The following is a 14,587-nucleotide window of genomic DNA, read 5'->3' as shown; positions in this document are numbered from 1 at the left end:
TTAATGGGTATTCTTGAAGTCAAAAACGTCGGCAAACGCTTTGGCGGGCTGCAGGCTCTTAACAAAGTCGAGTTGGATGTGAAGGAAAACACTTGCCACGCAATCATCGGCCCGAACGGCGCGGGCAAGTCAACTCTGCTCAACTGCTTTGTTGGCAAGCTCATGCCTGACACCGGATCGGTGATGTTTGACGGGCAGTCTGTTCTGGGCCGCACACCCTACGAGATCAACCAGATGGGCATTAGCCGCGTCTTCCAAACCCCTGAAATATTTGGTGATCTTTCAGTTCTGGAAAACATGATGATCCCGATCTTCGCCAAGCGAGACGGCGCTTTCCGCATGCATGCATTTGAAAACATGTTCGCCGAAAAAGAGATCGTCGAGCATGCCGAGCACATGCTGGAAGACATGAATATGGCCGACAAACGCGAGATGCATGCAGCGTCGATGTCACGTGGTGACAAACGCCGCCTTGAGATTGGCATGTGCCTGTCACAGGAACCACGCTTGCTGCTGCTTGACGAGCCGACAGCCGGTATGGCCCGCGCCGATACCAACAACACTATCGACCTGCTCAAACAGATCAAAGACGAGCGCGATATCACCATCGCCATCATCGAGCACGACATGCATGTTGTCTTCTCGCTGGCCGACCGCATCACAGTGCTTGCCCAAGGCACGCCACTGGTTGAGGACGACCCAGAGAACATCAAAGGCCACCCCAAAGTGCGCGAAGCCTACCTTGGCGAAACCGCAGCGGCGTAAGGAATATTCACATGAACACGAAACCCGACGCCTCACACGGCAAAAACCTCGCTGCAAACGCCCCCGCCTTCCTCTCGATCTGGGAAATGGAGAGCTACTATGGCGAGAGTTACATTGTCCAAAACATCAGCTTTAACGTCCACGAAGGCGAGATCCTCGCGCTTCTGGGGCGCAACGGCGCTGGTAAAACATCGACATTGCGCTCGATTGCACGCATGGATGACCCACAAGTCACACATGGCGAGATCTGGCTTGATCACGTGTCTTTGCACGACAAATCAAGCTATGAAGCGGCGCAACTCGGTATCGGCCTTGTGCCGGAAGACCGCTCGATCATCGCCGGCCTAACGGTTGAAGAAAACCTGCAACTGGCGCAAATCGCCCCGCCTATCGGCTGGTCAATCGAGCGTCTTTACGAGCTTTTCCCGCGCCTTGGCGAGCGTCGCAAGCAAGAGGGCATCACCCTTTCGGGCGGCGAGCAACAAATGCTGGCAATCGCACGTGCTTTGGCGCGTGACATCAAAGTGCTGTTGCTTGACGAGCCATATGAAGGCCTCGCGCCTGTCATCGTTGACGAGATCGAAAAAACCCTGCGCATCATCAAAGCCCAAGGCATCACCACGATCCTCGTTGAGCAAAACGCTGTGCGTGCTCTGGCCCTTGCCGACCGCGCCGTGATCCTTGACACTGGCGGCATCGTATTTGACGGTAGCGCCGCCGAAGTGCTCGAGAACGAAGAGCTGCGCGCAGAGTATCTTGCTATCTAGGCAGGTCTGCCGCAGTCTACGAACCACGTCTAAACCAAACCGAGAAGCATACTGGGAAGCATCATGTCAGAAACATACCCCCCCTCCGCCGAAATGATCAAAAACGCTCACATCGACGCAGCGAAGTATGACGAGATGTATGCTGCCTCAGTCAAAGACCCTGACGCCTTCTGGGCCGAACACGGCAAGCGCATTGACTGGATCAAACCTTTTACCAAGGTCAGCAATGTCTCTTATGAGCCTGGCAACGTCAGCATCAAGTGGTTTGAAGACGGCACGCTGAATGTCTCGGCAAACTGCATTGACCGTCACCTCGAAACACGCGGTGACCAAACCGCGATCCTGTTTGAGCCCGACAGCCCCGACGAGCCAGCCCAGCACATCACCTATAAAGAGCTGCACCACAACGTCAGTAAAATGGCCAATGTTATCAAGTCTCTGGGCGTTGGTAAGGGCGACCGTGTTGTGCTCTATATGCCGATGATCCCTGAAGCCGCTTACGCCATGTTGGCCTGCGCACGCATTGGTGCCATACACTCGATCGTCTTCGCTGGCTTTAGCCCTGACGCCCTCGGCGCACGGGTTAACGGGTGCCACGCCAAGCTGGTGATCACAGCCGATCACGCACCGCGCGGCGGCCGTACCACCAAGCTTAAAGACAACGTCAACCAAGCGCTGCTGAATGATTTCGATGAAGTGAAATGCCTTGTGGTCAAGCGCACCGGCGAGCAAGTCGCTTGGCGCGGCGATCTCGACTTCTGGTATCACGAAGAAATCGAGAAAGTCTCGGCCGACTGCCCCCCTGAGGAAATGAACGCCGAAGACCCGCTGTTCATCCTCTACACTTCAGGTTCAACAGGCCAGCCAAAAGGCGTTGTGCACAGCTCCGGCGGTTATCTCGTCTATGCTGCGATGACCCAGGAGCTCACTTTCGATTACCACGATGGCGACGTATTCTGGTGCACCGCCGATGTTGGCTGGGTCACTGGTCACAGCTATATCGTCTACGGCCCGCTCGCCAACGGCGCGACGACACTCATGTTTGAAGGCACGCCAACCTACCCGGATGCATCACGCTTCTGGCAGGTTTGTGAAAAGCACAAAGTTAACCAGTTTTACACCGCGCCCACAGCTCTGCGCGCCCTCATGGGCCAAGGCGACAGCTTTGTTGAAGGCCACGACCTCAGCAGCCTCAAGGTGCTCGGCACAGTTGGCGAGCCGATCAACCCTGAAGCCTGGAACTGGTACAACGACAAGGTCGGCAACGGCAAATGCCCGATCGTTGACACATGGTGGCAGACCGAAACAGGCGGCCACATGATGACGCCCCTGCCCGGCGCCCACGCAACCAAGCCCGGCTCGGCAATGAAACCCTTCTTTGGTGTGCAGCCCGTGGTGCTAGAGCCAACGTCCGGCGAGGAAATCCACACCTACCCTGTTGAGGGCGTGCTCTGCATGAAGGCCAGCTGGCCTGGTCAAATGCGCACCGTCTGGGGCGACCACGAGCGTTTCGAGAAGACCTACTTCTCCGATTATAAAGGTTATTACTTCGCAGGCGACGGATGCAAACGCGACGAAGACGGCGACTACTGGATCACCGGTCGCGTTGACGACGTGATCAATGTTTCCGGTCACCGTATGGGCACCGCCGAAGTTGAAAGCGCCCTCGTCGCCCACGCTGCCGTGGCCGAAGCCGCCGTGGTTGGCTACCCACACGACATCAAAGGCCAAGGCATCTATTGCTACGTCACGCTGATGAACGACGTCGAGCCAACCGAGGAATTGCGCAAAGAACTGCGCACTTGGGTGCGCACCGAGATCGGCCCGATCGCTTCGCCCGACATGCTGCAATGGGCACCCGGCCTGCCGAAAACCCGCTCTGGCAAGATCATGCGCCGCATCCTGCGCAAAATCGCCGAGAACGACTATGGCGCGCTTGGCGACATCTCGACATTGGCTGAGCCTGCCGTCGTTGATGAGCTGATAGAGAACCGGATGAACAAAGCCTAAGCGCTTAAATCCGACCTAAACCAACCTCAAGGGCGCTTTCGAGCGCTCTTTTTTTGTTTGCAAACAAATGCTTGGAAGCAGGTCAACACAAATTGTTTGTCACCAGGGCCCTGTTTTCATCCACATGCATTGAAGGAAATACTATGCTGCAAGCACCGGCTTCAAAACCTCTACAACTTGTCTCAACCTCGGTTTCTTAACTCACTGGTAAGGTTTGCCGCGCAATCTAGTCAACGGTGGGGGCTCCAAGACCGGAGCCAAAGACAATGTCATCTATCGATTCTCTAAGCGGTCCCCGCATCGCGTCGGCCACATCGCTCGCCCTGCAAGAGCGGGTGGCCATAAGCCCAACGCCGCAGGTTAAGACCGAAACACAGCAAGCAGTGGCGCAATCAAGCGCTATGGATTCTGCACGCCTGATGATGGAAAGCCGAAGTTCGCAAAACAGCAGCCTGCCGATCACACATCGCACCGCACTGCACAACAGCTACGGCGGGCTCACGGCAGCTTACCTAACAGAAATGCGCCTCCAACAAGAACTCGATGATGTGCAAGAACAAATGAACGAATAGTGTTTAAGCACGCGTTTTCAATTTCTTGCGCAGCTCCGTCTTGAGCACCTTGCCGTAATTATTCTTCGGCAAGGCCTCAAGCGCGATGTAGTCTTTCGGGCGTTTGAAACGGGCAATGTTGCTCAGGCAATGAGCATCAAGCGCTGCCGCGTCAAGCACAGAGCCAGCCCGCATGACTACGAAAGCAACCACATCTTCCCCCCACTCGGGATGCGCACGGCCAACAACGCTGGCCTCTTCCACATCAGCCAGTTCAAGCAACACTTCCTCAACTTCCCGCGGGTAGACATTCGAGCCACCGGTGATGATCATATCCTTGCTGCGATCGTGCATCGTGACATAGCCGTCAGCGTCCATGCTGCCCATATCACCTGTCAGCAACCACCCGTCGCGCAATGTTTTTGCGCTCGCCTCGGCATTGTTCCAGTACCCCGACATCACGATATCACCGCGCACCATGATCTCTCCGACATTCCCTGCTGGCAGCTCATGGCCCTGCTCATCCGCGACAATCACCTCTACAGCCGACTGCGCGCGCCCGACACTGCCGAGACGCTCGCGCCAACGCGGGTGGCTGCGGTCACTCACATCGGCCCGGCTTAGCGCAGTGATGCCCATCGGACACTCGCCCTGCCCGTAAATCTGCACAAACACCGGCCCAAAATGCGCCTCGGCTTCGATGATATCGGCCGTATACATCGGCCCGCCCGCATAAACCACGGTGCGCAAGCCCTCGCCGCTCTCGCCTGCGGCCTTGGCTGCCTGCGTCAACCGCTTCACCATTGTTGGCGCAGCAAACATATGTGCCGAGCCAAAACTGCGCGCCAGATCAAAGACTTCGGCCTCGTCAAACCCGCCAGAAAGCGGGAAGACGTGCCGCGCCCCTGCCATCACATGCATAATGTTATAGATCCCTGCGCCGTGACTGGCGGGGGCAGCGTAAAGCGCTGCGTCATTGGCTGAAACCTGATCAACATCGGCAAAGTAACACAGGGCCATAGCCCGCAACATCCGATGGCTTATCATCACCCCTTTGGGCCGCCCTGTTGTGCCCGAAGTATAGAACAGCCAAGCCAGATCATCGCTGTCACAGCTCACAGGCCTTGGCAGAGGTGCTGTCTGTAAGGCCTCGTCAAACGCGGCGCCGCCGACCACAACAAGCTCGGACTCACAGCCTGCCTCAGCAAGCGCACTGCCTAGATCACTGCCTAGATCACTGCCGAGCGCATCAGAAACAAAAGTCAGCTTCGCTTGTGCGTTTTCGACAACCCACGCCGCTTCGCGCCCGTGTAGCTTCGCGTTGATCGGAACAGCAACCGCTCCGATCATCCAGATGCCGTATTGCACAATCAGATACTCAGGCCTGTTCTTCATAAAAATAGCCACGGGCTGGCCGGCCGTCACACCCCTTGCCAACAGCCACGCCCCGACAGCGCCTGCCTGCGCAGCAAAGCTGGCATAGGATGCAACGCATTCATGCCCCGAAAACAAAGCACCCTCAGCGCCTTTCACCTGTGCGGTGCGGTGTAAATACTCAGCTATGTTCATTTGAAATCTCCCTGAATTCACCAAAACACGCCAGTGCCCCGCCGCGCAATCCGTAGAAATACGGCACCCTTGCAGCGCCCTCCAAAAGCCGTCATTTTGTGGTCATGTCACAAGACACTCTCTCCGATCTGGGTTTTGCCCACGCGCCCGTTGGCCTCGTGATCCTCGAAAACCGGGTGATCAAGCGTTGCAACATGCAGTTCGCTCAGGTGTTTGGCGGCACGCCCGCCGAGTACATCGATCTGCCCTTGCAACACCTCTATGCCTCGCAGGAAGACTACGAGCGCACAGGTGAGCGCGGCCTCGCGGCAATGCGTAAAACCGGCCGTTATTCCGACGAGCGCATCATGCGACGGCGCGACAGCTCGCTGTTCTGGTGCCGGGTGCGTGGCAATTCACTGACGCCCGAGAGCCCTTTTGCACAAGGCATCTGGAGCTTTTCTGACCTCTCTGAAGAGCGCCCCGTTGTCAGCCTCAGCCAGCGAGAGCGCGACGTGGCAATTTTCACCTGTCGTGGCCTTACCAGCAAGGAAATTGGCCGTGAGCTCGGGCTCAGTTACCGCACGATCGAAGTTTATCGCGCCCGCTTGCAGCAGAAATTCGGCGCCCGCAAACTAGCCGAACTGGTGGCAAAACTCTCGGGAATGCCGCTATAACGCGCGCTCGCCCCTCGTTTCATGTCTGTAACCGGCATTTCCTTGAGCAGAGATGCGGCTTTTCACGCGCTCAGAGTTGGGTTACAAAGTTCCAAACGCTGACCTACCGTCAAGCATAAGTAACCGAGGACAAAATGACAAAAAAAGCCGGCACCTACGCAAGCGACGTAGCCTTTATTGAAGCACTCGCGCAGCTTCTCAACGAAAATGACCTGACAGAGCTGAACGTCAAGCGTGACTATGGCGAAAACGACAGCCTCAATGTCCGCGTCAGCCGCCGGAACGAAGTTGTGCAAGTTGCAGCTACGCCAGCCATCGCCGCAGCAGCCCCGGCAGCCGCCGCACCAGCCGCCGCAGCCGCACCTGCCGAAGCCGCCGCCGCCGACCCTGCCTCGCATCCGGGTGCCGTCAATTCTCCGATGGTCGGCACGGTCTACCTGCAACCCGAGCCAAGCGCCCCCGCCTTTATCAGCGTCGGCGCGCAAGTCTCTGAGGGCGACACCTTGCTGATCGTCGAAGCGATGAAAACCATGAACCACATACCAGCGCCCAAGTCCGGCACTATCAAGCGCATCCTTGTTGAGGATGGCGGCGTCGTCGAGTTTGGCGCACCACTCGTCATCATCGAGTAAGGTTCTGATATGATAGAAAAAGTCCTCATCGCCAACCGTGGCGAAATCGCCCTTCGGGTGATCCGCGCCTGCCGTGAAATGGGTATCAAGAGCGTCGCCGTTCACTCAACCGCCGACAGCGACGCCATGCATGTGCGCATGGCCGACGAAAGCGTTTGCATCGGCCCACCCTCAGGCACCGAGAGCTATCTCAGCATCCCCGCAATTATCGCTGCCTGCGAAATCACCGGAGCGCAAGCTATCCACCCCGGCTATGGCTTCCTTTCGGAAAATGCCAACTTTGTGCAGATCATCGAAGACCACGACCTGACATTTATCGGCCCGACAGCCGAGCACATTCGTGTCATGGGAGACAAGATCACCGCCAAAGAAACCATGATCAAACTCGGTGTTCCGGTTGTTCCCGGTTCCGATGGTGGTGTTGATACCCTGGAAGAAGCCGAGCGCATCGGCGCGGAAATGGGCTATCCGGTGATCATCAAGGCCACAGCCGGAGGTGGCGGCAAAGGTATGAAAGTCGCAGAGACAGCGGCCGATATGCCAAGCGCTTTCCAAACCGCACGCGCCGAGGGCAAGTCAAACTTCGGCAATGACGAAGTCTACATCGAAAAATACCTGACGACACCGCGCCACATCGAAATTCAGGTGTTCGGTGACGGTAAAGGCAAGGCCGTGCACCTGGGCGAACGTGACTGCTCTTTGCAGCGGCGCCACCAAAAAGTGTTTGAAGAGGCCCCCGGCCCGACGATCACGGCCAAAGAGCGCGCCGCTATCGGCAAAGTCTGCGCTGACGCCTGCGCTGACATCAACTACATCGGCGCGGGAACCATCGAGTTTCTCTATGAAAACGGAGAGTTCTATTTCATCGAGATGAACACCCGCCTGCAAGTTGAGCACCCCGTCACCGAAGCAATCTTCGGCGTTGATCTCGTGCGCGAACAGATCCGCGTCGCTGAAGGCTTGCCGATGTCTTTCACCCAAGATGATCTGGAGATCAACGGCCACGCAATTGAAGTGCGTATCAATGCTGAAAAGCTACCGGACTTCACGCCCTGCCCGGGCAAAATTTCGCAGTTTCACGCCCCCGGCGGCCTCGGTGTTCGCATGGACAGCGCGCTCTACGATGGCTATTCTATCCCGCCTTACTACGACAGCTTGATCGGCAAGCTTATCGTGCATGGCCGCGATCGCCCCGAAGCTTTGGCACGTCTCAATCGCGCACTCGGTGAGTTGATCGTTGACGGAATCGACACCACGATCCCGCTCTTTCACGCGCTGCTGCAAGAAGAAGACATCCACTCCGGCGGCTACAACATTCACTGGCTTGAAAAGTGGCTTGAAGAGAACCTCGAAAGCCAAGCGTAAGGCATGAGCCTGACGCCAGAAATTGTTCTGAACGCCTATGCCTCGGGCATCTTTCCGATGTCCGAGGGCCGCAACGACCCCGAGGTATTCTGGGTTGACCCACGCGAGCGCGGCGTTATGCCTCTTGGCGGTTTTCACATCTCGCGCAGCCTCGCAAAGCAGATGAGGAAACGCGAGTATCTACCTGCTATAAATCAGGATTTTCGATCTGTCGTGCAGGCCTGTGCCGCGCGAGACGAAACATGGATCAACGCCGAAATCTTTGATTTATACACCGAGTTACACCTGCTCGGCTTCGCACATTCCTTTGAAATCTACCAGGATCAGCAGCTCATCGGTGGCACTTACGGTGTTTCTCTCGGCGCTGCGTTTTTTGGGGAAAGCATGTTTTCAGCCCGCACCGGAGGCTCAAAGCTGGCGCTGGCGCATCTGGTCGATCACCTCAGCCGTGCTGGCTTTACACTCTTTGACACCCAGTTCCTAACGCCGCATCTGGCCAGCCTCGGCGGCATAGAAATCAGCCGCGCAGCATACCGCAGTCAACTCTCGGAAGCTCTTGGAATTGAAGGAAAATTTTTGCAAACACCGTTAGAGCTAGATGCTCATTTGGTTTTGCAACGCGTGACCCAAACGTCATAGCGCGAGTGATCCAGCGCATTCAGAGATGGTGCCGAAGCGACCATCCAGCCTGAAAACGCATTTTCTGTAGCGCCCTTGTCTCGAACAGTCAAAAACGCGTAAGCATCGCCAGAAGCGTTGCCCTCAGGGTAGCGGCACTCGCCCAGCGAGATCACCAGACGGCCATACTCCGTCGTCGTGCCATTCGCGAGCTCGATATCCGTTGTCTTGCCGCTGACTTTATCAAGGCCGCGCAAAACAGCTCCGGTACCAACGGTTACGCTTTCTGCGCCAACACTACCGGCTAACATACAGAAAACACATACAAAACGTATCATTCGCCACTGTCTCCAGCGACAAACTTAAGCAACAGCGAGATCAGTGAAACCGAGCCTTGGGTGTCGAGCACTTCGTCTCCTTCAGCATAAAAGAACGGAGAACCACCTGGAACGATCTCGACAAAATTGCCGCCCAACAAGCCTTCTTGGCTGACCACAACCGCGCTGTCATCAGGCACCTGAATGCCGCTTTGCAAGCTCAAAACCGTGTCTGCCCGAAACGTCTCCTGGTTTAGCGACACGTCACTTACCGTGCCGACTTTGACACCGGCCAAGCGCACATCGGTTCCGACGCTCACCCCCTCAAGCGAGCGGAACGAAGCGCTCAAAGGGTAGCCGCCTGATTGCATGGCAAAGCCCGCAGCCTGCCCCGTGTAGAGCACAAACCCGATCGCAGCAGCCAAGACCGCCCCGCCTACCAGAACTTCTGTGGTGTTTTCAGACATACCGTTTCTCCGGCAACCTATTCAGGCGCCCAAGCCTCATAATCAGACTGTTTTTTCGGGGAAACACGCCGCAGCGAGCCCGCAGGTGCATAGGCCAGAGCCGTGCCTGTCAGGTTCTCCTGATGCGGCTTTTCCCAAACCTTGTGAGGCAAAGGCCGCTCGGTTGGCGGCTCTTTGAATGTGTGGTGCAGCCATCCGTGCCAATCAGGATCAACTCGGCTTGCTTCGGCCTCCCCGTTGAAAATCACCCAACGGCGCTTGCCATCACGGGTTTCAAAAAATGTATTACCAGCCGCATCTTCACCCACTTTGGTGCCTTTGCGCCAAGTGTAAAACTGCGTATTGATGGTCGATCCGTTCCACCAAGTGAACAGACGCAGAATTTTTTTCAGAATGCTCATCGCGGCCTCCGCTTTCTTCCCGTCAGATATGGCGCAATTTGCCGACAACGTCCAGACTGGCTTGTCCGATTTGCCAAAAACCGCGCAAACTTCCCGAATTGCACAAGCCACCGACCAAAAGATAGACAGCCTTGGGTTAAATCCCCGTAAAAGAAAGGGCTCCAGCGCAATCGCACCGAAGCCCTTCTTTGTTGCGGAGGGGTAAACCTTAGCTGGCCGCACCTTCTTTTTTCGTCGCATCGGCGTAGATGATCAGCGGCGCGCTATCAGAGTTAACAGCCTCTTCGTTGACCACAACCTCTTCAACGTTTTCAAGGCCGGGTAGCTCGAACATTGTGTCGAGCAATATCTCTTCCAGGATCGAGCGCAAACCACGTGCACCTGTTTTACGTTCAATCGCACGGCGCGAGATCGCCATCAGCGCATCGTCCGTAAAGCTCAGCTGCGCATCTTCCAGCTCGAACAGGCGTTGATACTGCTTCACCAGCGCGTTTTTCGGCTCGGTCAGGATGGTGACAAGCGCGTCTTCGTCAAGGTCTTCAAGCGTGGCAAGCACGGGCAGACGGCCAACAAATTCGGGGATAAGCCCGAACTTGAGCAAGTCTTCCGGCTCCAAGTCTTTAAACACTTCACCAATACCGCGCGCCTCATTGTCGCGCACATCTGCGCCAAAGCCCATAGCCGAGCCCTTGCCGCGTTGCGCGATGATCTTATCAAGACCGGCAAAAGCACCGCCGCAGATGAACAGGATATTGGTTGTATCAACCTGCAAAAACTCTTGCTGTGGGTGCTTACGTCCGCCCTGTGGCGGCACGCTTGCAACGGTGCCTTCCATCAGTTTCAGCAGCGCTTGTTGCACACCTTCACCGCTCACATCACGGGTGATCGAAGGGTTCTCGGATTTGCGAGTGATCTTGTCGACCTCGTCGATGTAGACAATGCCACGTTGCGCGCGCTCGACATTATACTCGGACGACTGCAGAAGTTTCAGAATAATATTCTCAACATCTTCACCGACATATCCAGCTTCGGTAAGCGTCGTCGCATCGGCCATAGTGAACGGCACATCAAGGATGCGCGCCAGCGTTTGCGCAAGCAGGGTTTTGCCGCAGCCCGTCGGGCCCATCAGCAAGATATTGGACTTCGCCAGCTCGATATCACCGCCCTTTTGCGCGTGATTGAGGCGTTTGTAGTGGTTGTGAACCGCCACAGACAGCACGCGCTTGGCCATAGCCTGCCCGATCACGTAGTCATCCAGCACTTCGCAGATGTCTTGTGGTGTTGGCACGCCTTCACTTGATTTCAGCGAAGAGCCTTTGGTTTCTTCACGGATAATATCCATGCACAGCTCAACGCATTCATCACAGATAAACACAGTCGGCCCTGCAATCAGCTTGCGCACTTCATGCTGGCTCTTGCCGCAGAAGCTACAGTAGAGCGTGTTCTTGCTGTCGCCGCTTGTAGTGTTCGACATATTGCGCGCCCTTTCCGGCATCTCAAGGCAGGTGTTCCCGCCTGTAGTTTCGTCTAGCTTAGGCCAGCCTTGGCCGACCCACAATCGCAAATTGACGCGCGGCGGGACACCGCGCGCTCACTTACTCTTCGTCAGCCTTAGCGCGGTTCTCAACGATCTCGTCGATCAAACCCCAGTCTTTGGCTTCTTCCGGGCTCATAAAGTTGTCACGCTCAAGCGCGGCTTCAACAACATCAAGCTTTTGCCCCGTGTGACGCACGTAAATCTCGTTCAAACGGCGCTTGAGTTTCAGTGTCTCTTCCGCGTGAATCATGATGTCAGAGGCCTGCCCCTGATAGCCGCCGGACGGCTGGTGGACCATCACCCGCGAGTTCGGCAGGGAAAAGCGCATGCCCGGTTCACCGGCAGTCAGCAAAAGCGAGCCCATGCTCGCCGCTTGCCCGATCACCAAAGTCGAGACCTTGGGTTTGATGTATTGCATCGTGTCATAGATCGACAGCCCGCTCGTCACCACGCCACCGGGCGAGTTGATATACATACTGATCTCTTTTGCGGGGTTTTCCGCCTCAAGGTGCAGCAGCTGCGCCACAATCAGGCTGCTCATGCCGTCATGCACAGGTCCATTGAGGAAAATGATCCGCTCCTTAAGCAGGCGCGAGAAAATGTCGTAGGCGCGTTCGCCACGGCTGGTTTGCTCAACCACCATTGGCACAAGCGTGTTCATATATGTCTCAAACGGGTCTGTCATTCTCGTCCTGCCTCAAAATATCTCGGAGACTATAGCGTCTCTTTCCTAATGGAGTCTTAGTCTTGCGCACAACGGGCTGCAAGAGCACTCGAAGAAACCGTTAGAAAAACTTGGTTAACATCTTGTGAAGAGCGCAGGCCTTGCAATTGAAAAGGGCGCAGCCTATGCCGCGCCCTCCCCGTCATTGCTATTAAGCCCTCAGCTCCCGAACATATCTGCCGTTATGCCCGCATACCAGCCGACGCTCTCTTCAAACGTGGCCTTGCGCAATGCCGCATCTTCGCCTGTGCTGCTGATAAACCCATCCACCTTGGCGATCTTTTCGTCTGTCGCCTCATAGGTCGCGCCGACTTTAACGCCATTATCAGTGTCAATCAGGCTCCAACATGTGTTGGAGAACTTCGCAGGGAAAACCTTGCTCCCCGTCAACGCACCTCGCACAGCCATAGCGCAAACCTTGGCCTGAGAGTTGGCCGAGAAGCCGGATTTGGGCATATCCCCCTGTGCGGACGCATCACCAAGCACATGGATGTTTTCATCAACACGGCTCTGCATCGTCGCCGCATGCACTGGCGCCCAGTTGCCCTCGGTAATGCCGGCAAGTTCACAAATGCGGCCAGCTTTCATTGCCGGAATGACGTTGCAAACGTCAACTTTGGTGACCTCCCCATCAATGCTCAGGGTCATCTCGTCGGCGTTCACCTCCACATTGCCACCGCCGAACTCTTCTCCGATCCAGTCGACCATACCGCTGTAATTGTCGGCCCAGCCCTCTTGAAACAGGGCCATCTTGGAGAACTTTGGCTTGGGGTCGGCAATGATGATCTTCGCCGTCGGGTTTGTCTCTTTGAGCACATGCGCAACCATGCTGATCCGTTCATACGGGCCAGGAGGGCAGCGGAACGGGTTTGGCGGCGCGACCATCGCAAAGGTGCCCCCCTGCGGCATGCTTTCAACCTGCGCCTTGAGCAACTCCGACTGCGACCCTGCCTTGTAAGCATGCGGCATCTTGTTTTGGCTTGTCACGTCCCAGCCGGGCACAGCACCATCAACAAAGTCGATGCCAGGACTGAGAACAAGGCGATCATAATTGAGCACAGCACCGCCTGCGAGGCTCACAGTCTTGGCTGCGCGATCAACACCAACCGCCCAGTCATGCACGACATTAACACCCCCTTTCGTCAGCCCTCCATAAGAATGGCCGATCGAGCTCAACTCACGGAAGCCGCCGATGTAGAGATTTGAAAAGAAGCAGGTGTAATACATGCGCGATGGTTCAACGAGTATCACGTCGATCTCACCCTTGCTGTCTTTGGCGATATAGCGCGCTGCCGTAGCCCCGCCAGCCCCACCGCCGATCACAACGACCTTAGGCTTGCCTGCGTGGTTGTCGGCGCGCACATGTGGCGCGCTCAATACAGTTGCCGCAGCAACCCCCTTTACCATAAAAGTTCTTCGATTCAGTGGCATACGTCGTTTCCTCCCTTGGTTCTAGTTGGTCGTCACTTCACTCCAATTTCTCAAAATACGCCGCCAGTGCCGCGATCTCCTCATCTGTCAGCCGCCCCGCCATCATCTGCATCACAGGGTGCGGGCGCACCTTCACTTTGTAGGCGTGCATCGCGACAACAAAGTCCTCTTGCGGCCAGTGGGTGATAGAGGGGATGCCCTCATTCGCTCCATCAATCTGATGACAGGTGGTGCATTCGCTGGCGAGATACTCACCATACTCGGAATCACCGACAATCGCCAATACCTCTGGCGGCAACACAATTTCATGCGTACGAGCCGTTGGTGGCGCCTCGGGAATGTTCTGCGGGTTGTCGGAAAACTGGCGCAAAAAGGCCAATATATCGTCGCGCTCTTTCTTGGTTTCCAGCCCGTCAAACGACATCCGCGTGTCACTGACCAATGCCTTGGGGTTTTCCAGGTAAGCATCAAGCTTGTCGAGGCTCCAAACCAACCCGTTGTTGCCCTCGCGGATCAGCCCTTTGGAATAGTCAAACCCCTCAAGCCCCCCCGCTGCGCGCCCAAAAATGCCGTTGAGATGCGGGCCAATGCCGCTTGTCGCTCCCTGCCCGATTTGGTGACAAGCCGAGCAATGTTCCCAGACTTCGGTACCGGCCTTGGCATCACCAATGTCTTCAGCCGCCAGTTGCGGCGCAACAAACAACAGTGCCGCCAAAGCAGGCATCCGGATCTGAGATGTCAAAAAAGCAAGCATACAATCCCCTCCCAGAGTTGCGC

At 56.3% G+C, this 14,587-nt stretch carries 16 protein-coding genes; 8 read left to right on the top strand and 8 right to left on the bottom strand.

Annotated elements, in window-relative coordinates:
• The first annotated feature begins 3 nt into the window (after positions 1 to 3).
• The 4 genes from KO498_RS09880 (at position 4) to KO498_RS09865 (ending at position 4,114) form a co-directional block, all read left to right on the top strand.
• Positions 4 to 765, top strand: coding sequence for an ABC transporter ATP-binding protein (locus tag KO498_RS09880; protein ID WP_215959740.1), 762 nt, complete (start codon positions 4 to 6; stop codon positions 763 to 765).
• An 11-nt stretch (positions 766 to 776) separates the two neighbouring features.
• Positions 777 to 1,532 carry an ABC transporter ATP-binding protein gene (locus tag KO498_RS09875; RefSeq protein ID WP_215959739.1) on the top strand — a complete coding sequence of 252 codons (756 nt, stop codon included), beginning with the start codon at positions 777 to 779 and terminating at the stop codon, positions 1,530 to 1,532.
• 63 nt (positions 1,533 to 1,595) lie between these two features.
• Positions 1,596 to 3,542 (top strand): acetate--CoA ligase, encoded by a 1,947-nt coding sequence (gene acs / locus KO498_RS09870; RefSeq protein ID WP_215959738.1) that lies wholly within the window; start codon positions 1,596 to 1,598, stop codon positions 3,540 to 3,542.
• A 266-nt stretch (positions 3,543 to 3,808) separates the two neighbouring features.
• Positions 3,809 to 4,114, top strand: a complete 306-nt coding sequence (locus KO498_RS09865; protein ID WP_215959737.1) for a hypothetical protein — start codon at positions 3,809 to 3,811, stop codon at positions 4,112 to 4,114.
• Positions 4,115 to 4,117: 3 nt separating this feature from the next.
• Here the strand turns inward: KO498_RS09865 and KO498_RS09860 are convergent, their stop codons facing one another.
• Positions 4,118 to 5,662 (bottom strand): AMP-binding protein, encoded by a 1,545-nt coding sequence (locus KO498_RS09860; RefSeq protein WP_215959736.1) that lies wholly within the window; start codon positions 5,660 to 5,662, stop codon positions 4,118 to 4,120.
• Between the two features lie 104 nt (positions 5,663 to 5,766).
• Between KO498_RS09860 and KO498_RS09855 the strand changes: the two genes are divergently transcribed.
• From KO498_RS09855 to aat, 4 genes are all read left to right on the top strand, one after another.
• Positions 5,767 to 6,318, top strand: a complete 552-nt coding sequence (locus KO498_RS09855; protein ID WP_215959735.1) for a LuxR C-terminal-related transcriptional regulator — start codon at positions 5,767 to 5,769, stop codon at positions 6,316 to 6,318.
• Positions 6,319 to 6,452: 134 nt separating this feature from the next.
• Entirely contained in the window at positions 6,453 to 6,950 is a 498-nt protein-coding gene (gene accB, locus KO498_RS09850) for an acetyl-CoA carboxylase biotin carboxyl carrier protein (RefSeq protein ID WP_215959734.1), read from the top strand.
• Positions 6,951 to 6,959: 9 nt separating this feature from the next.
• Entirely contained in the window at positions 6,960 to 8,315 is a 1,356-nt protein-coding gene (accC, locus tag KO498_RS09845; RefSeq protein ID WP_215959733.1) for an acetyl-CoA carboxylase biotin carboxylase subunit, read from the top strand.
• Between the two features lie 3 nt (positions 8,316 to 8,318).
• Positions 8,319 to 8,954 carry a leucyl/phenylalanyl-tRNA--protein transferase gene (aat, locus tag KO498_RS09840; RefSeq protein WP_215959732.1) on the top strand — a complete coding sequence of 212 codons (636 nt, stop codon included), beginning with the start codon at positions 8,319 to 8,321 and terminating at the stop codon, positions 8,952 to 8,954.
• Here aat and KO498_RS09835 read toward each other — a convergent pair.
• The 7 genes from KO498_RS09835 to KO498_RS09805 form a co-directional block, all read right to left on the bottom strand.
• Positions 8,918 to 9,244: a DUF2155 domain-containing protein gene (locus KO498_RS09835; protein ID WP_252731378.1), complete on the bottom strand. Its 327-nt coding sequence runs from the start codon at positions 9,242 to 9,244 to the stop codon at positions 8,918 to 8,920. The genes aat and KO498_RS09835 overlap by 37 nt on opposite strands.
• A gap of 23 nt (positions 9,245 to 9,267) precedes the next feature.
• Complete coding sequence (mlaD, locus tag KO498_RS09830) at positions 9,268 to 9,717, bottom strand: outer membrane lipid asymmetry maintenance protein MlaD (RefSeq protein ID WP_215959730.1); 450 nt, start codon at positions 9,715 to 9,717, stop codon at positions 9,268 to 9,270.
• A gap of 17 nt (positions 9,718 to 9,734) precedes the next feature.
• Positions 9,735 to 10,118, bottom strand: coding sequence for an NADH:ubiquinone oxidoreductase subunit NDUFA12 (locus KO498_RS09825; protein WP_215959729.1), 384 nt, complete (start codon positions 10,116 to 10,118; stop codon positions 9,735 to 9,737).
• 208 nt (positions 10,119 to 10,326) lie between these two features.
• Entirely contained in the window at positions 10,327 to 11,592 is a 1,266-nt protein-coding gene (gene clpX / locus KO498_RS09820) for an ATP-dependent Clp protease ATP-binding subunit ClpX (protein ID WP_215959728.1), read from the bottom strand.
• 121 nt (positions 11,593 to 11,713) lie between these two features.
• Positions 11,714 to 12,340, bottom strand: coding sequence for an ATP-dependent Clp protease proteolytic subunit (locus tag KO498_RS09815; protein WP_215959727.1), 627 nt, complete (start codon positions 12,338 to 12,340; stop codon positions 11,714 to 11,716).
• Between the two features lie 198 nt (positions 12,341 to 12,538).
• Positions 12,539 to 13,810 (bottom strand): NAD(P)/FAD-dependent oxidoreductase, encoded by a 1,272-nt coding sequence (locus KO498_RS09810; RefSeq protein WP_215959726.1) that lies wholly within the window; start codon positions 13,808 to 13,810, stop codon positions 12,539 to 12,541.
• 37 nt (positions 13,811 to 13,847) lie between these two features.
• A complete protein-coding gene (locus tag KO498_RS09805) occupies positions 13,848 to 14,564 on the bottom strand; it encodes a c-type cytochrome (protein WP_436835927.1) in 717 nt (238 codons plus the stop codon).
• Positions 14,565 to 14,587: the final 23 nt, after the last annotated feature.

It is taken from the genome of Lentibacter algarum, assembly GCF_018860975.1.
GTDB classification, from domain to species: Bacteria; Pseudomonadota; Alphaproteobacteria; order Rhodobacterales; family Rhodobacteraceae; genus Lentibacter; species Lentibacter algarum_A.
The sequence above is the reverse complement of the archived record's forward strand: the minus strand, read 5'-3'. Positions and strand labels throughout refer to the sequence as shown.